This is a genomic window from Mesorhizobium sp. B2-3-5, assembly GCF_006442395.1.
GTDB lineage: Bacteria > Pseudomonadota > Alphaproteobacteria > Rhizobiales > Rhizobiaceae > Mesorhizobium.
In genome coordinates, this window is the sequence record NZ_VFVX01000009.1 from 22,657 (window position 1) to 39,643 (window position 16,987).

Annotated in this window: 16 protein-coding genes and 1 tRNA gene; 12 read left to right on the forward strand and 5 right to left on the reverse strand. The window is 66.6% G+C overall.

The annotated features are described in order from the left end of the window. The first annotated feature begins 3 nt into the window (after nt 1-3). The 5 genes from FJ958_RS12935 to FJ958_RS12955 are packed head-to-tail and all read left to right on the forward strand — an operon-like array spanning nt 4 to nt 7,304. Nucleotides 4-3,657 (forward strand): cobaltochelatase subunit CobN, encoded by a 3,654-nt coding sequence (locus tag FJ958_RS12935; protein WP_140743107.1) that lies wholly within the window; start codon nt 4-6, stop codon nt 3,655-3,657. Then, entirely contained in the window at nt 3,654-5,138 is a 1,485-nt protein-coding gene (cobG, locus tag FJ958_RS12940) for a precorrin-3B synthase (RefSeq protein WP_140743109.1), read from the forward strand. The genes FJ958_RS12935 and cobG overlap by 4 nt, the downstream gene beginning before the upstream one ends. A gap of 2 nt (nt 5,139-5,140) precedes the next feature. Then, nucleotides 5,141-5,773 (forward strand): precorrin-8X methylmutase, encoded by a 633-nt coding sequence (locus FJ958_RS12945; RefSeq protein ID WP_140743111.1) that lies wholly within the window; start codon nt 5,141-5,143, stop codon nt 5,771-5,773. Beyond that, nucleotides 5,770-6,543: a precorrin-2 C(20)-methyltransferase gene (locus FJ958_RS12950; protein WP_140743113.1), complete on the forward strand. Its 774-nt coding sequence runs from the start codon at nt 5,770-5,772 to the stop codon at nt 6,541-6,543. Before FJ958_RS12945 ends, FJ958_RS12950 begins: the two co-directional genes overlap by 4 nt. After that, nucleotides 6,540-7,304 carry a precorrin-3B C(17)-methyltransferase gene (locus FJ958_RS12955; protein ID WP_140743115.1) on the forward strand — a complete coding sequence of 255 codons (765 nt, stop codon included), beginning with the start codon at nt 6,540-6,542 and terminating at the stop codon, nt 7,302-7,304. The genes FJ958_RS12950 and FJ958_RS12955 overlap by 4 nt, the downstream gene beginning before the upstream one ends. Here the strand turns inward: FJ958_RS12955 and FJ958_RS12960 are convergent. Then, nucleotides 7,268-8,026 (reverse strand): cobalt-precorrin-6A reductase, encoded by a 759-nt coding sequence (locus FJ958_RS12960; protein WP_140743117.1) that lies wholly within the window; start codon nt 8,024-8,026, stop codon nt 7,268-7,270. The genes FJ958_RS12955 and FJ958_RS12960 overlap by 37 nt on opposite strands. Nucleotides 8,027-8,181: 155 nt before the next feature. On the opposite strand from FJ958_RS12960, the gene cbiE reads away from it, so the two are divergent. Genes cbiE through cobT form a run of 7 tightly spaced genes read left to right on the forward strand, consistent with a single transcriptional unit; the run spans nt 8,182 to nt 14,517 of the window. After that, nucleotides 8,182-9,411 (forward strand): precorrin-6y C5,15-methyltransferase (decarboxylating) subunit CbiE, encoded by a 1,230-nt coding sequence (gene cbiE / locus FJ958_RS12965; RefSeq protein WP_140743119.1) that lies wholly within the window; start codon nt 8,182-8,184, stop codon nt 9,409-9,411. A 19-nt stretch (nt 9,412-9,430) separates the two neighbouring features. Next, nucleotides 9,431-9,817, forward strand: coding sequence for a cobalamin biosynthesis protein (locus FJ958_RS12970; protein ID WP_140743121.1), 387 nt, complete (start codon nt 9,431-9,433; stop codon nt 9,815-9,817). After that, nucleotides 9,814-10,578 carry a precorrin-4 C(11)-methyltransferase gene (gene cobM / locus FJ958_RS12975; protein ID WP_140743123.1) on the forward strand — a complete coding sequence of 255 codons (765 nt, stop codon included), beginning with the start codon at nt 9,814-9,816 and terminating at the stop codon, nt 10,576-10,578. The genes FJ958_RS12970 and cobM overlap by 4 nt, the downstream gene beginning before the upstream one ends. Then, nucleotides 10,575-11,393: a uroporphyrinogen-III C-methyltransferase gene (gene cobA / locus FJ958_RS12980; RefSeq protein WP_140743125.1), complete on the forward strand. Its 819-nt coding sequence runs from the start codon at nt 10,575-10,577 to the stop codon at nt 11,391-11,393. The genes cobM and cobA overlap by 4 nt, the downstream gene beginning before the upstream one ends. Next, the gene (locus FJ958_RS12985) at nt 11,390-12,709 is read left to right on the forward strand and encodes a cobyrinate a,c-diamide synthase (protein WP_140743127.1); all 1,320 of its coding nucleotides are present in this window, start codon (nt 11,390-11,392) and stop codon (nt 12,707-12,709) included. Before cobA ends, FJ958_RS12985 begins: the two co-directional genes overlap by 4 nt. Continuing rightward, nucleotides 12,706-13,482, forward strand: a complete 777-nt coding sequence (gene cobS / locus FJ958_RS12990; protein ID WP_140743129.1) for an adenosylcobinamide-GDP ribazoletransferase — start codon at nt 12,706-12,708, stop codon at nt 13,480-13,482. Before FJ958_RS12985 ends, cobS begins: the two co-directional genes overlap by 4 nt. Before the next feature lie 24 nt (nt 13,483-13,506). Further along, nucleotides 13,507-14,517, forward strand: coding sequence for a nicotinate-nucleotide--dimethylbenzimidazole phosphoribosyltransferase (gene cobT, locus FJ958_RS12995; RefSeq protein WP_140743131.1), 1,011 nt, complete (start codon nt 13,507-13,509; stop codon nt 14,515-14,517). 74 nt (nt 14,518-14,591) lie between these two features. On the opposite strand, the gene map is transcribed toward cobT, so the two are convergent. From map to FJ958_RS13015, 4 genes are all read right to left on the reverse strand, one after another. Next, complete coding sequence (gene map / locus FJ958_RS13000) at nt 14,592-15,371, reverse strand: type I methionyl aminopeptidase (protein ID WP_140743133.1); 780 nt, start codon at nt 15,369-15,371, stop codon at nt 14,592-14,594. Further along, the gene (locus FJ958_RS13005) at nt 15,368-15,580 is read right to left on the reverse strand and encodes a ParD-like family protein (protein WP_140610451.1); all 213 of its coding nucleotides are present in this window, start codon (nt 15,578-15,580) and stop codon (nt 15,368-15,370) included. Before FJ958_RS13005 ends, map begins: the two co-directional genes overlap by 4 nt. 289 nt (nt 15,581-15,869) lie before the next feature. Then, nucleotides 15,870-15,945 (reverse strand) — tRNA-Lys (locus FJ958_RS13010). Nucleotides 15,946-16,073: 128 nt separating this feature from the next. Continuing rightward, on the reverse strand, nt 16,074-16,982 hold the full coding sequence (locus tag FJ958_RS13015) for a PhzF family phenazine biosynthesis protein (RefSeq protein ID WP_140743135.1): 909 nt from the start codon (nt 16,980-16,982) through the stop codon (nt 16,074-16,076). Nucleotides 16,983-16,987 lie beyond the last annotated feature (5 nt).

The window sequence follows — 16,987 nt, forward strand, 5'->3', positions numbered from 1 at the left end:
GCGATGCACATCCTCACCACGACATCCGCCTCGCTCGACGATCTCGCCGAGCCGGTCGATCTGCGGCAGACGCCGGCGGATATCGTGGCCCTGTCCTTCACCGACAGCGACCTCGCCGGCCTCGCCGCCGCGTGGAAGGCGGATGCCGGCCGCCTGCCCTCGATGCGGCTGGCCGCGCTGCGTGACCTGCGCCACCCCATGTCCGTCGACCTCTGGATCGACAGCGTCGCCCGCCACGCCAGGATCATCCTGGTGCGCATCCTCGGCGGCTACGACTGGTGGCGCTATGGCTGCGACCAGCTTGCCGCGACCGCCCGCGAGCGCGGCATAAAACTGGCGCTGCTGCCCGGTGAAAGCCACGACGAGGATCTCCGGCTGATCGAAGCCTCGACGCTGCCGCGCGCGGAACTGGACGCGCTGCTCGGCTATTTCCGCGAGGGCGGCCCGGCCAATATGTGCGCGCTGGTGCGGAGGTTGGCAGGGCTGGCAGGACAGGATGAAGCAGCAGCCGCGCCGGTAACCGTGCCCAAAGCGGGTTACTACGAGCCAGGACGTGGCGTCGTCGAGTGCGGCGTCCCCCTCCCCCTCGAGGGGAGGGTCCGGCCGCAGGCCGGGGGTGGGGTCGCCGGTGAAATGCGCCGACTTCGAGAAACACCGTATCCAGTCGCACCGACCCCACCCGGCCCTGCGGGCCACCCTCCCCTCGAGGGGGAGGGAAAGATCGTGCCCATCCTCTTCTACCGCTCGATGCTGCTGGCCGCCGATGTCGCGCCAATCGATGCGCTTTTCGACGCCTTGCAGCAGCGCGGCATCACCCCTGTACCGATCTTCGTCTCCAGCCTGAAGGACCCAGCATCCTTCGCGTTCGTCGAAAACGCCCTCGCCACGCTGAAACCGGCTGCCATCATCACCGCGACCGCTTTCGCGTCTGGCGCGGAACCTGGTGTCGAAACCCTGTTCGATCGAGCCGGCGTCCCTGTGTTCCAGGTCATCGTCGCCAGCACGCGCCGCGACGTTTGGGAAAATAACCAGCGCGGCCTGGCACCCGCCGACCTCGCCATGCATGTCGTTCTGCCCGAACTCGACGGCCGCATCCTCGCCGGCGCCATTTCCTTCAAGGACGAAAGCGATGTCGATCCCGCACTTGGCCACCGCGCCTTCGCCAACCGGCCGGAGCCGGACCGCGTGGCCCAGGTTGCCGATCGTGTAGCAGCTTTTGTCCGCCTGCAGGAGACATCTCGCGCCCAGCGCAAGCTCGCCATCCTGATCCCGGATTACCCGAGCGCCCCCGGCCGCACCGGCTATGCCGTCGGCCTCGACGTACCGTCAAGCGTGCTGGCCATGCTGCATGACCTCAGCGAACAGGGCTATGCCGTTGACGGGATTCCGCGAACGCCGCGGGAACTGCTGGATTTGCTGGAGCATAGCAACGACGGATTGGCCCTACAGGAGTATTTGGGCTTCTCGAAGGAGTTGCCGAGAGCTGTGATTGCCGCAGTAGAAGCAGCATGGGGAAAACCAGAAGATGAGGCAGGTTTATGCGAGGCACCCCCCTCTGTCCTGCCGGACATCTCCCCCGCAAGGGGGGAGATTGGCAGCTCGGATGCCGGCGCTGTTCCTGCGAGGCCAATAGCTGGCGAGAGCTTCGATGAAAGCTCGATCTCCCCCCTTGCGGGGGAGATGTCCGGCAGGACAGAGGGGGGTGGGCCGGAACACCAGCGTCCGAGATTTTTCCCCTTCCGCGCCGCCACCTTCGGCAACATCACCGTAGCGCTCGCCCCGGATCGCGGCCGCTCCGCCGACCGCCGCGCCGATTACCACGACCCCACGCTCCCCCCGCGCCATGCCCTACTCGCCTTCGGTCTGTGGCTCCGGAAATCGCTGGGCGTCAACGCCCTCATCCACGTCGGTGCCCACGGCACGCTGGAATGGCTGCCGGGCAAGACGGTTGCGCTGTCGCAAAACTGCTTCCCCGAGATCGTCGCCGGACCCCTGCCTGTCATCTATCCCTTCATCGTCTCCAATCCCGGCGAGGCGGCACAAGCCAAGCGGCGCATCGCCGCCGTCACGCTCGGCCATCTGCCGCCGCCGCTGACCGGCGCTGGCCTCGACCAAGACCAGCATCGGCTCGAACGCCTGGTCGACGAATATGCCCAGGCCGATGGGCTCGACCGGCGGCGCCGCGACCAGCTGGCGAAGCTGATCGTCGACACCGCGCAACAGAACGGCCTCGCCTCCGAAGCAGGCGTTGCGAGGACCGACGCGCCTGATGAGGCTTTGCGCCGTATCGATGCGTGGCTCTGCGACCTCAAGGATTTCTCCATCAAGGACGGGCTGCACATCTACGGTCGCGCCTCCGACGACGAACCCGATGCCATGCGCCGCCAGAGCGCGAACGCCGAAAAGGCCGCGCTGCTTGCCGCGCTCGATGGCCGTCACGTCAAGGCCGGCCCGGCCGGCGCACCCGCGCGAGGCCGCTCCGATGTGCTGCCCACCGGCCGCAACCTGTTCACGTCGGATCCCCGCACCATGCCGACGCCGACCGCCTACGACATCGGCAAGGCGGCGGCAGAGGAGGTCGTGCGCGCCTACTTGCAGTCGCATGGAGACTGGCCACGCTCGCTGGTGATCGACCTCTGGGGCTCGGCGTCGCTGCGCACCGGCGGCGAGGAGATCGCGCAGGGCCTGGCGCTGATGGGCTGCCGGCCGCAATGGAACACCGCCACCGGCCGCATCACCGGCATCGAGGTGCTGCCGCCGGCCACGCTTGGCCGCCCCCGCGTCGATGTCACCTGGCGGATATCAGGCCTGTTCCGCGACATGTTCCCGACGCAGATCGCGCTCATCGATGCCGCCGCCGGCGCCGTCGCCGCCCGCGACGAGGACGATTCGGAAAACCCGCTCGCCGCGAAGACCCGCGCTGACGGCAAGATCAGCCCCCGCATCTTCGGCACCTCGCCAGGCACTTACGGCGCCGGCGTCGAGGAGCTGTTGTCGAACGGCGACTGGGGCGCGCGCGAAGAGATCGGGCGTGCCTATCTCGATGCCACCTCGCACGCCTATGGCGGTGCCGGGGGTGAAGGCATCTCCGCACCCGGCGCTTTCGAGGGACGCATCGCCGAGGCCGATCTTCTCGTCCACACCGGCGACGATCCCGGCCGCGACATTCTCGAAGGATCAGCCGATGTCGCCTTCATCGGCGGCTTTTCGGCCGCGCTTGCGGCCCTCGGCCGGAATGCCGACGTCATCGTGCTCGACACGACAGATCCGCAAAAGCCAAAGCCGCGCTCTGTCGGTGAGGCCGTATCGCGGGTGGTGCGCGCCCGTGCGGTCAATTCACGCTTTATCGCTGGTCAGATGCGCCACGGCCCGCGCGGCGCATCGGAATTCGCCGAAACGGTCGACCGGCTGGTCGGCTTCGCCGAGACCACCCATGCTATTTCAGGCGCGCTGATCGAGGCCGTGCACGATGCCTATGTTGGCGATCCCGAAGTTCGCGCCTTCATCCTGCGCGAAAATCCCGCCGCCGCGAAAGTCATCGCCGAACGCTTCCTGTCGGCGCGCCGGCGCGGTCTCTGGCATCCCTTGCGCAATTCGATCGACGACGACCTCGCCGCGCTGATTGCCGAGGCCGAGGCGCTTGGGGTGGCGGCATGAACGCCTTTTCGCGCCGCGGCGCCTGCCCGGCCCTGTCCGCGCCGATGCAGACCGGGGACGGGCTATTGGTGCGGCTCAACCCGGTCGCTGGAGGATTGTCGCCGAAGCTGTTGATCGAGATCGCAGAATCCGCCCTGCGGCACGGCAACGGCATCATGGAGGTGACGGCACGCGGCAGCTTGCAGATACGTGGGCTGACAACGGAAAGCGCACGGTCGCTGGCGGCGGAAGTCGACGCGCTGGGCATCGCGGTGCGTACCGGCGTGCCGGTCGAGACCGGGCCGCTGGCGGGCATCGATCCCCGGGAAATCGCCGACCCGCGACCGGTGGCTGAGCGGATCAGGGTGGCTATTGAAGAGGCTGATCTGACGGCAAGGCTTGGCCCGAAGGTTTCGGTTATCGTGGACGGCGGCGGGCAATTGGCGATGGATTCGGTGACGGCCGATATCAGGGTGGTTGCTGTTCAGATGGGTGACGAAGTTCAGTGGCAGCTGTTGATTGCCGGAGACGGAAGGCAAGCGAAGCCGGTCGGCAGGGTCGATGAGGACGCAGCGTGCGACATCGCTGTTCGTGCACTCAGGATGGTTGCCGAGAAAGGTCGAGAAGCTCATGCGAGAGATTTGTCGGAGAGGCAATTGGCATCTCTCGCAGGCTGGCACTCCGTCGCGCCCCCCTCTGTCCTGCCGGACATCTCCCCCACAAGGGGGGAGATTGCGCCCTCATCTCTGCTTTCGCCAACCGCCAACGTCCAGCCAAGCTCCAACGTGGAGGAAGAAGCGCCGTCGGCCGAACTGCTGATCTCCCCCCTAGTGGGGGAGATGTCCGGCAGGACAGAGGGGGGCGCCGTAGGGCGCCCTCGCACGCCGATTGGCCTTTTCGACCTAAGCCACGGCCACACCGTCGGCATCGGCCTCCCCTATGGCAGCATGCCGGCCCAAAAGCTGATCGAACTCGCCAGCCAAGCAGCGAACCTCGGCGCGACCGAAATCCGCCTCGCCCCAGGCCGTGCCTTGCTCTTCCTCGGTCAGCCAGCACATACCAACCAACCTCTCCAGGACGCCGCCGCCGCCCTCGGCTTCGTCACCTCGCCCGCCGACCCCCGCACCCGCATCGCCGCCTGCCCCGGGACGCCGGCCTGCGCCTCCGGTCGGATCCCGACACGCGACATCGCCGAAACGATTGCCGCCGGGAATGCCGACATTCCAGACTTCACGCTGCACATTTCCGGCTGTGCCAAGGGCTGCGCGCACCCCGGTCCGGCGACACTAACAATTGTCGGCGACGAAAACGGAGCCGGACTTGTCGTGAACGCGACGGCAAAGGCTCTTCCTGCCGGCTACAGGCCGGGCTATGACGCCGCGCGCGGCATGAGCCGCGTCGCGGCGGTGATCCGCAGCGCACGATATCAAGGCGAAACCGCCGCCGCTTGCCTGACAAGGCTGGGGCCGGCCGGCATCGCAGAGGCTTACCGACAGGAATAAGCATGGCCGCCTACGACTACATCCACGACGGCACGGCGATCTACGAGCGCTCCTTCGCCATCATCCGCGCCGAGGCCGATCTGTCACGCTTTTCGGAAGTCGAGGCCGATGTCGCCATCCGCATGATCCATGCCTGCGGACAAGTCGAAGCCGCCAGTCAATTTGTCTTCTCCAGCGATTTTGTTGCCGCCGCGCGCAAGGCACTTGCCGCCGGCGCACCGATCTTCTGCGACGCGGAAATGGTCTCGCATGGCGTCACCCGTGCCCGGCTGCCGGCCGGCAACGAGGTGATCTGCACCTTGCGCGACCCGCGCACGCATGAAATCGCCAGGGAGATCGGCAACACCCGCTCGGCCGCGGCGATCGACCTGTGGGGCGAGCGCATGGCCGGCGCGGTGGTCGCCATCGGCAACGCGCCGACAGCGCTTTTCTACCTGCTGGAAAAACTGCGTGACGGCGCGCCGAAGCCGGCGGCCATCATCGGCATGCCGGTCGGCTTCGTCGGTGCCGCCGAATCGAAGGACGCGCTGGCCGAAAATTCCTATGGCGTGCCCTATGCCATCGTGCGCGGCAGGCTTGGCGGCAGCGCGATGACCGCCGCCGCCCTCAATTCGCTGGCGAGGCCGGGCCTGTGAACGCCCCCGTCAAGGAAGGATCGGCAAAAGGCCGACTCGTCGGCGTCGGCACCGGTCCCGGCGACCCCGAACTGTTGACGCTGAAGGCCGCGCGCGCCTTGGCGGAAGCCGATGTGGTGGCGTATTTCGCCAAGCGCGGCAACAACAGCAATGCGCGCGCCATCGTCGAAACGCGCTTCCGGCCCGATATGCTGGAGTTGCCGCTGCTTTATCCCGTGACCACCGAAATCGACAAGGATCACGACGACTACCGCTCGCAGATCACCGGCTTCTACGAGGAATCGGCCGAGAAGGTCGCGGAACATCTCGGGGCTGGCAGGATCGTGGCTGTGCTGTCCGAAGGCGATCCGCTGTTCTACGGCTCCTACATGCATCTGCATGTCAGGCTGGCGCATCGTTTCCCTACCGAGATTATTCCCGGCATCACCGCCATGTCAGGCTGCTGGTCGGCGACCGGCCTGCCGATCGTCCAGGGGGACGATGTTCTGACCGTGCTGCCCGGCACAATGAGCGAGTTCGAGCTGACGCGCCGCCTAGCCGACACCGATGCCGCCGTCATCATGAAGGTCGGCCGCAACCTGCCCAAGATAAGGCGGGCGCTGGAGGCGACAGGAAAGCTGACGCGCGCCGTCTATGTCGAACGCGCTACCATGGCCGGCAGTATCTCGATGCGGCTGGCCGACAAGCCGGATGACAAGGCGCCCTACTTCGCCATCGTGTTGGTCGCCGGCTGGTCCGGCCGGCCCGGCGCCCTGGGAGCACAGGCATGAGCGGCCGCCTCACCGTCATTGGCCTCGGCCCCGGCAATGCTGATCAGGTCACGCCGGAAGCCCGCCGCGCCGTGGCGGAAGCGAAATTCTTCTATGGCTACAAGCCCTATCTCGACCGGCTTGACCTACGCCCGGACCAGACCCGCGTCGCCTCCGACAATCGCGAGGAACTCGCCCGCTCCAAGGATGCGCTGGTCAAAGCCGCCGAGGGCCATGACGTCGCCGTCGTTTCCGGCGGCGATCCCGGCGTCTTCGCCATGGCGGCCGCCGTCTGCGAGGCGATCGAGGCCGGCCCGGCCGAATGGCGCGCGGTCGATCTTTCCGTCGTGCCCGGCATTACAGCCATGCTCGCGGTCGCCGCCCGCATCGGCGCCCCGCTCGGCCATGATTTCTGCGCCATCTCGCTGTCCGACAATCTGAAGCCATGGGAGCTGATAGAGCTTCGTCTTCTGGCGGCGGCGGGCGCGGGCTTCGTCATCGCGCTCTACAATCCAATCAGCAAGGCGCGCCCCTGGCAGCTTGGCCGCGCCTTCGAATGCCTGAGCGCGATCCTGCCCGGCACCACCCCGGTGATCTTCGGGCGCGCCGCTGGCCGCCCGGACGAACGCATCGAGGTTTTCCTGCTGGCCAACGTCGACGCGCAAAAGGCCGACATGGCGACCTGCATCATCATCGGTTCACCGGAAACCCGGATCATCAAGCGCGGCGACAAGCCGGCGTTGGTCTACACGCCGCGTTCGGCCGCTGGCTCGACGAAATGATCCACCATCGCGCCCAGGGCTTCGACGGTTTCAGCCGAAAGCACTTCCGGCAGCGCTGGCCTGCGGACCATGATCACCTCGATGCCGAGCGCCCGCGCGGCGGCAATCTTGCCGTAAGTGGCCACGCCGCCGCTGTTCTTGGAAACGACAATCTCGATGCGCTGTTCGCTGAGCAGAGCGCGCTCGTCCGGCTCACCGAACGGACCGCGCGCCAGCAGATAATCAGCATCGGGCACGGCCAGTTTCGGCTCAATCGGATCGACGCTGCGGATGAGATAATGATGCTGGGCGGCCGCTTCGAAGGCCGCAACCTCTTGCCGACCAAGCGCCAGGAAGACCCGGCGCGGCGTATCGCCAAGCGCCTGCACGGCAGCGCCGACCGCATCGACCTCAATCCAGCGGTCGCCTTCGACAGGCTTCCAACCCGGGCGGCGCAAGGCAAGGATCGGCACACGGCTCAGCCGCGCGGCCTGCGCCGCGTTGGCGGAGATTCGCGCCGCATAGGGATGCGTGGCGTCGATCAGCAGATCCGTACCCGTCTCCCTGATGTAGCTCGCCAACCCGTCGGCACCGCCAAATCCGCCGACCCGCACGGGAACGCCTTGGGCGACCGGGCTTTCGGTGCGGCCGGCCAGGGACAACGTGACCGAGGCGCGCATGGCCAACCTTCCCGCCAGTTGCCGGGCTTCGGTGGTGCCGCCAAGGATCAGGATCGTCTTCATAGGCACCCTACTGGACCACGTCGGCGCTGCCCCTCACCCTTACCCTCTCCCCGTAAGAACGGGGAGAGGCGGATCGCCAGCGTTGCCGCTAGTCCCTTCTCCCCGTCTCTATACGGGGAGAAGGTGCCGGCAGGCGGATGAGGGGCAGCGCTGGCATGTCAAACAACAAGCAGCCAACACTCCAATGGCTCACGATCATCGGCATCGGCGAGGACGGTCTAGCCGGTCTCGGCGACGAGGCCAAGCAGCAGATTGCTGAAGCGGAAATCATCTTCGGCGGCAAGCGGCACCTGGCGCTGGTCGCCCCCTTCGCCAAGGGCGAGCCGCGCCGATGGCCGGTGCCTTTCGATGCGGGGATGGCTGACGTGCTGGCGCTGGCCGGCAGGCGTGTCTGCGTGCTCGCCTCTGGCGATCCGTTCTTCCACGGTGTCGGCGCCACGCTGGCCCGCAAAGTCAAGCTGCAGGAGATGCACGTCATTCCCGCGCCGTCGGCCGTTTCGCTGGCCGCCGCCCGGCTAGGCTGGGCGCTGCAGGATATCGAGACCGTTTCGCTGCATGGCCGGCCGCTCGACCTGATCCGGCCGCTGCTGCAGCCGAATGCGCGCATCCTGGCGCTGACATCCGATGGCGATGCGCTAGCGGCAATCGCCCGCCTGCTCACCGAACTCGACTTCGGTGCATCACGGCTTACCGTTCTGGAGGCGCTGGGCGGACCGAACGAGATCAAACGTTCGGCCCGCGCCGATGCCTTCGCCCTCGAAAACATCAATCCGCTCAACGTGCTGGCCATCGAAATTGATTCTAATCCGCAGGCCCGCGTGCTGCCGCTCACATCAGGCCTTGCCGATCACCTGTTCGATCATGACGGCCAGATCACCAAGCGCGAAATCCGCGCCGTCACCCTTTCGGCGCTGGCGCCAAGGCGCGGCGAATTGCTGTGGGATATCGGCGCCGGTTCCGGCTCTATCGGCATCGAATGGATGCTTGCCCACCCCGCGATGCGCGCCATCGCCATTGAAGCCGACGCGACCCGAGCCGCCCGCATCGGCCGCAACGCGGCGGCCTGCGGCGTTCCCGGCCTCGTCGTGGTGGAAGGCAGCGCGCCCAAGGCGCTGGCCAGGCTGGACACACCCGACGCGATCTTCATCGGCGGCGGCGGCAGCGACACCGGAGTGCTGAACGCCGCCATCAAGGCGCTGCGCGGCGGGGGCCGTCTGGTCGCCAATGCGGTAACGCTGGAGATGGAAGCCCTGCTTCTTGCCCAACACATCAAATTGGGTGGCGATCTCACCCGCATCGCCATTTCGCGCGCCTCGCCGGTCGGCTCGATGCAGGCCTGGCGGCCGGCGATGCCGGTTACGCAGTGGGCTTGGGTGAAGCCATGATGGGGAGCCGGGTGAAGCCATGATTGTCGCGGGGATCGGCAGCCGGAAAGGCGTGAGCGTTGAAGACGTGCTTGCCGCGATAGAAACCGCGCTCGAAGCGCATGGGCTGGCGATGTCGGCTCTTTCGGCACTGGCCACCGCCGCGCTCAAGAAGGATGAAGACGCGATCGCTGCCGCCGGTCGCACGCTGAATCTCCCGGTCATCATCGTCGATGACGCTGCCCTTCGGGCTGTATCGCCGGGAACGCTCAGCAATTCCAGCCTGTCGCAGGAATCGGCCGGCACGCCATCGGTTTCCGAAGCGTCGGCCCTTGCGGTTGCCGGCAAAGGCGCGACGCTGCTCGGCCCACGCACCGTGCTTGGCCCGGTCACCTGCGCCATCGCCATCAGCGGAGACGCGCCATGACCGTCCATTTCATCGGGGCCGGTCCCGGTGCGGCCGACCTCATCACGCTGCGTGGTGCGAGACTCCTGGCAAGCTGCCCGGTGTGCCTCCACGCCGGTTCGATCGTGGCACCCGAATTGCTGCAGCACTGCGCCCCGGGCACAAAACTGATCGACACCGCGCCGATGTCGCTCGACGAGATCGAGGCAGCCTATCTCGACGCCCACAAAGCCGGCCATGATGTCGCGAGGCTGCATTCGGGCGATCTGTCGGTATGGAGCGCGGTTGCCGAGCAGATCCGCCGGCTGGAAAAGCACGGCATCCCTTACACGCTGACGCCGGGCGTTCCTTCCTTCGCGGCCGCGGCCGCGGCCCTTCGCCGCGAGCTGACCATTCCCGAAGTCGCGCAGAGCCTGGTGCTGACCCGCGTCTCCGGCCGCGCCTCCAAAATGCCGCCCGGCGAAACATTGGCCGGCTTCGGCCGCACCGGCGCCACGCTGGCCATTCATCTTGCCATCCACGCCATCGACCGCGTCGTCGCCGAATTGACGCCGCACTATGGTGGTGATTGCCCGGTCGCGATCGTCTTTCGCGCCTCCTGGCCGGATGAGCGCGTGCTGACCGGTACGCTGGAGACGATCGAGGCAAGGCTCGCCGCCGATCCGATGGAGCGCACGGCGATCATCTTCGTCGGCCGCTCGCTGGCAGCGGAAGGCTTCGGCGAGAGTTCATTGTACGACGCCCATTACCAGCGGCGTTTTCGCGGACGGGACGGATTGTGAGCGGCAGCAACAGGAACAAGGGCGAAAACGCCACGCTCGCACAGGCGCTGGCGCGGCTGAACTTCAAGCCGCGTCCGCTTGAGCCGGGCCATGTCTGGCTGGCCGGCGCCGGTCCCGGCGACCCCGGCTGCCTGACGCTGGAAGTGCTGGCGGCATTGGCCGAAGCGGATGCGCTGGTCTACGACGCGTTGGTCTCGCCTGATGTCGTGGCTGTTGCCGGAAATGCCGAGCGTTTCTTTGCGGGCAAGCGCGGCGGCCAGCCCTCGATGAAACAGGACGACATCACCGCCCTGCTGGTGCGGCTGGCGCGTGAAGGCCGCCGCGTCGTCAGGCTGAAGGGCGGCGATCCCTATATTTTCGGCCGGGGCGGCGAAGAGGCTTTGGCGCTGGCCCGCGAAGGCATCCCGTTCCATGTGCTGCCGGGTCTGACATCAGGCCTCAGCGCGCTGGCCGCCACCGGCATTCCGGCCACCATGCGCGGTATCAACAAGGCGGTGATCCTGGCGACCGGCCACGCCGCCGGCACCGATGACGACATCGACTGGGCTGCAATTGCCCGCACCGGCCAGCCGGTCGTGGTCTATATGGGCATGGCCAATCTGCCGCTGATTACGGCAGCCCTGCTCGACGGCGGACTGGCGCCCTCGACGCCGGCGGCTGTGATCGTCGCCGCGACCACGCCAAAGGAACGGATCGTCGTCGCCACGCTCGCCACCATCGCCGAGGAAGCCGCCGCTGCCGGCCTGGCCTCGCCGGCGCTGATCGTCGTCGGCGGCATCGTCGCCATGCGCGCGGCACTGGCGGGCGGGACATGACGGCGCGCGCGATCATCATCGGCGCGCCGCGCTCCGGCTCGGGTAAGACCAGCGTCACCATCGGCATTCTGCGCGCGCTCGCCCGGCGCGGCCTGAAGGTGCGCGGCGCCAAATCCGGTCCCGACTATATCGATCCCGGCTTCCACACCGCCGCCACCGGTCTTTCCGGCGTCAATCTCGACAGCTGGGCGATGCCGCCCTCGCTGCTCAACGCGCTGGCCGCACAGGCAGCCGACGATGCCGATTTCGTCATCCTCGAAAGCGCCATGGGCCTGTTCGACGGCATTCCGGCCGCGCCGGGGCGCACCGGCTCGGCCGCCGATCTCGCCCGCCTCTACGGCCTGCCGGTGCTGCTGGTGCTCGATGTTTCTGGCCAGTCGACCACGGCGGCGGCCGTCGCCAAAGGGTTTGCCACTTACGACCCGGATGTGCGCATGGCCGGCGTCGTGCTCAACCGGCTGGGCAGCGAGCGCCACCGGCGGCTGTCCGGCGACGCGATCGAGGCAATCGGCCTGCCCGTGGTCGGCGCCATCCTGCGCGACCCCTCGCTCAATCTGCCCGAGCGCCATCTCGGCCTCGTCCAGGCCGGCGAATATGATGACCTGATGGCGCATCTGGACAGGCTGGCCGACATGGCTGAGAAGTCGCTCGATCTCGATGCCGTCATGGCGCTGGCAACGCCGCTGAATCCGGCAGTTGGCGATTTCGCCGACGCGCTGCAGCCGCCTGGCCAACGCATCGCGCTGGCCAAGGACGCCGCCTTCACTTTTCTTTACCCGCATGTCGCCGCCCATTGGCGCAAGGCCGGCGCGGAAATCGTACCCTTCTCGCCGCTCGCCGACGAAGCGCCGGGCGATGATTGCGATGTCTGCTGGTTGCCCGGCGGCTATCCCGAGCTTCACGCGGGGCGGCTCGCCGCCGCCGCGAATTTCCATGCCGGGATGGCGCGTTTCGCGGAGGCGAAGCCCGTCCATGGCGAGTGCGGTGGCTTCATGGTGCTTGGGGAAGCGCTGGAGGATGCCTCCGGCGAAACGCATCGCATGCTGGGCCTGCTTGGCCACGCCACCAGCTTTGCCAGGCGGAAGATGAACCTCGGCTATCGCGAGGCGCGGCTGCGTGCGGACTGTCCGCTGGGGCCGCAAGGCGCGCTGATCCGTGGCCACGAATTCCACTATGCCCAGATGACGGCCACCGGCAATGACGAACCGCTGGCCGACCTCGCCGATGGCCAGGGCAATCCGATCGGCGCTTCCGGCTACCGGCGCGGCCATGTCAGTGGCACCTTCTTCCATGCGATAGCGAGGGCTGGCGCGTGAAGCTTCCAAATATGACCCTTTCGCCCCGGCAGATTCTCGACGATGTCGCGCTCTGCCTGGTGTTTTTCACTCGCCTGCCCCTGCCCGTCCTAGACTTTCGCGGCCGTGGCCTCGCCGCCGCGATCTGGGCCGCACCGGTTGCCGGCGTCGTTGTCGGCCTGATCGGCGCCATTGTCTTTGCCACGGCGGAACGGTTTGGCCTTGCCATGGGGCCGGCGGCCGCCCTTGGCCTCGTCTCAACCGTCATCACCACAGGCTGCCTGCATGAAGACGGACTGTCGGATGTCGCCGACGGTTTCGGCGGCGGCAAGTCGCGTGGCCGCAAACTCGAGATCATGCGCGACAGCCGCATCGGCGCCTACGGTGCGGTGGCTCTGGCCCTGTCGCTGCTGACCCGCTGGAACGTGCTTTCGGAATTCGCCGACCCCACACAGGCGCTCTTTGCCCTTGTGGCTGCCCACGCCGCCTCGCGCGGCCTGCTTGGCGCCTTCATGCATCTCTTGCCGCCGGCTCGGTCCGACGGCCTGTCGGCCGGCGCTGGCCCTGTCTCGCTCGACACCGCCATTGCCGGCGCCGTGCTTGGCGCGATTCCCCTGCTCCTGCTCGGCCCCGGCGGCGCCATCGCCGCGCTGATCCTGCTTGGCCTGCTGTTTGCCGCGTTCCACGCCCTTTGCCTCAACCAGATCGGTGGCCAGACCGGCGACACGATCGGCGCCCTGCAACAGGTGAGCGAAATCGCGGTGCTGCTCGTCGCTTCCGTTGCCCTTTCCTGATTCTCTTTTGGAGACCTTGCCCCCATGCCCTTCAAATCCCTCGATGAATTGCGCGCGGCCTGCCTTGACCTGCCCGCCGGCAGCGAGATAGCCGCCAATGCCGTCGCCCGCCGCCAGGACACGCTCACCAAGCCGCAAGGCAGCCTCGGCCGGCTGGAGAGCCTTGCCGCATGGCTGGCGCGCTGGCAGGGCCGCGACATGCCGAAACTCGACCGGGTGAAGGTGTTCGTCTTCGCCGGCAACCACGGCGTCACCGCTCAAGGCGTCTCGGCCTATCCTTCGGAAGTCACCGTGCAGATGGTGGCGAATTTCGCCGGCGGCGGCGCCGCCATCAACCAGCTCGCCCGCGTCGCCGGCGCCGAACTCGACGTTATACCGCTCGATCTCGATCATCCCACCGGCGACTTCACGCAAGTGCCGGCAATGGACGAGAAAACATTCCTTGCCGCCGTCTCCGCCGGCTATGACGCGGTGACAAAAGACCTCGACCTCGTCTGCTTTGGCGAAATGGGCATCGGCAACACCACGCCGGCCGCCGCCATTTCGGCGGCGCTGTTCGGCGGTGGCGCGGAAAAATGGACCGGGCGCGGCACCGGCGTCGACGATGCCGGCCTGAAGCGCAAGGTGGTGGCCATCGAAGCCGGCCTGAAGCGCCACGCCGCCGCCCTCGCTGATCCGCTGGGCGTCGCCGCCGCCCTTGGCGGGCGCGAACTCGCCGCGATCTTTGGCGCCGCGCTGGCCGCACGGCATCTGGGCATACCCGTGCTGCTCGACGGCTTCGTCTGCACCGCCGCGGCCGCTCCGCTGGCAAGACTGCATCCGACCGGGCTCGCCCACACCATCGCCGCCCACGTCTCGGCCGAATCAGGCCACCGAGGCCTGCTCGAAGCGCTTGGCCTGCCGCCGCTGCTCGATCTCGGCATGCGGCTCGGCGAAGGCTCCGGCGCCTGCCTCGCCGTCAACATCGTCCGCTCGGCGCTGGAGTGCCATGCCAGGATGGCAAGCTTTGCCGAGGCTGGTGTTTCGGAGAAATAGGCTCAGGCGGGAAAGGCGGAATCGGCGCTAACGATGCCACGGAAAAGAGCATTGCTTTCCGATTCGGCCGGTTTCTAAGCCGCGTTTTTCAGCGCGGCTAGTTCGTCAGGGCGCAGCGTCAGCACCGATACGCCGGAAGCCGCAACGGCGACGGTGTGCTCGAACTGCGCGGAAAGCGACCCGTCTCTCGTCACGACAGTCCAGCCGTCAGCCTCGGTTCTGACAGTCCGCCGGCCTCGATTGAGCATCGGCTCGATCGTGAAGACCATGCCCTCGCGGAGGGCGAGGCCGGTTCCCGGCTTCCCGAAATGCAGAACCTGCGGTTCCTCATGCATCTCCGTGCCGATGCCGTGACCGCAATATTCATGCACCACGGAATAGCCATTTCGCTTGGCATGGCGTTCGATCGCCCAGCCGATGTCCCCGAGCCGCGCCCCCGGACGAACAGCCCGGATGCCCATCCACATGGCCTCGTAGGTGGTGTGGACCAGCCTCCTGGCGGCTGGAGTGACCTCGCCGACGAGATAGGTTTTGCTGGAATCGGCGATATAACCGTTCTTCTCCAGCGTGATATCGAAATTGACGATATCTCCGTCCCGAAGCACATCCGATTGCGATGGAATGCCGTGGCAGACCACATCGTTCACCGAAGAATTCAACACAAAACCATAGCCATATTGGCCCTTGCTCGCGGGTCGGGCCTGGAGATCGTGGACGATGAAGCGTTCGACCATGTCATTGATCTGAAGGGTCGACGCACCGGCAAGCGAGGCTCGATCCAGCAGACCGAAGACGGAGGCCAGCAGCCGGCCGGATTCGGCGAGCAGTGCCAGTTCCTGAGGCTGCTTCGTCATGCTTCGCTGAAAGCCAGTGATTGAGCCGAAACGCCGGCGGAACTGAGTTCGCGCTCGATGATCTCCGTGAAACTGAGCGTCGGATTGGTCTCGCACAGCATGCCGACCTTGATCCAGTAGGCGGCCTGCGCATTGATCGAACGATACGATACCTTGCTCGCCCTGCGCAGCTGATCGTGCAAGTCATCATCAATGTTCACGATGCCCATCGGGATCTCCATATACGGTTCGTATATGGAACATATACACCGAACATGAAAAAGCCAAGAGCACCGTCACAGCTACCCCGGTCGAGAGCGCGCCGCCTGACAGGAGGCGCGGCGACGCTGCGGGCAGCTTTTCATGGCCGCTACCGCCCCTGGCGCTCAATAGATTCTGACCCAGCCGACTTGAAAAAGAAGTGCCGTCGCTCGTCAAAGATCACGATCAGAGGCACGGCCCGAGACGCGCCAAACGTGTCTCGCTTTCAGGGTCTTTCCACCAAGTCTTTGAAGAATTTGGTGGGTGCGCACAGGATTGAACTGTGGACCCGCTGATTAAGAGTCAGCTGCTCTACCAACTGAGCTACGCACCCACTCGGCCGGCAAAAACCGGCGTTGGCGGGCATATAGCCGCCGACACCGATCCTGTCCAGCCCTGCCGGAATCATTTCCCGACAAATCGTACCAAGGGTCTCTCGAACCTTTGGCGAAGCCCGGCACATCACACGAAAAGCTTGCCTTCCGCCACCTTGACCGCGTTGCCGCCAATGCGCGCGGAGGCCAGTTTTCCGCCCTCCACGTTGAGTTCCAGGCGGATGCGCGACGGGCGGCCCATTTCCAGCCCCTGCTCGATCCACAGCCGCGAAACCCCGTCCGTCGGGCCGTCGAAATGCATGATGGCGCCGGCAAAGGCCGCCGCCGCCGAACCGGTAGCCGGGTCTTCATAGGAAGGCGTGCCGGGCACGATCATGCGGACATGGAACGCGCTTTCGTGATTCACGGTCTCGCGGCAGTAGACGTAGGGACTGGCGAAGGCCCATTCGCTCTTGCGCGGCGCCAGCTCCGACCAGGCCTGGTTGTCCAGCCTGATGCGGCCCGCCGCTTCGAGATTGGCAACCGGAATGGTCACATACGGCACACCGGCCGACCAGAACGCGACGCGGTGATTCTCGAAACCGATCTCATGTGGCGCCAGCCCGAGCGCGGCGCCGATCGCCTGCGGATCGGCGGACAGGTCCAGCGGTTCCGGCAGTTTGGCGAGATCGAACTCGGCGAAGGTGGCGCCATCATGCTTGCTGACGGCGCAGCGCACCGGTCCGATATTCTCTTCCAGCACGAAAATGCCGGCGCTGCCCTCCCCCTCCAATTCCGCCAGCGCGATGGCCGACCCGACAGTCGGATGGCCGGCGAACGGCATTTCATAGTCGGGCGTGAAGATGCGGACGCGGTTTCGGTGCTTGGGGTTGTCCGGCGGCAGCACGAAAACCGTTTCAGACAGATTGAACTCGCGGGCGATGGCCTGCATCGCGGCCGTGTCCAGCCCTTTGCAATCCAACACAACGGCCAGCGGGTTGCCGGCCAGCCGCTCGGTCGTAAACACGTCGTAAAGCAAGTAATTCCGGGTTTGCATTCCTG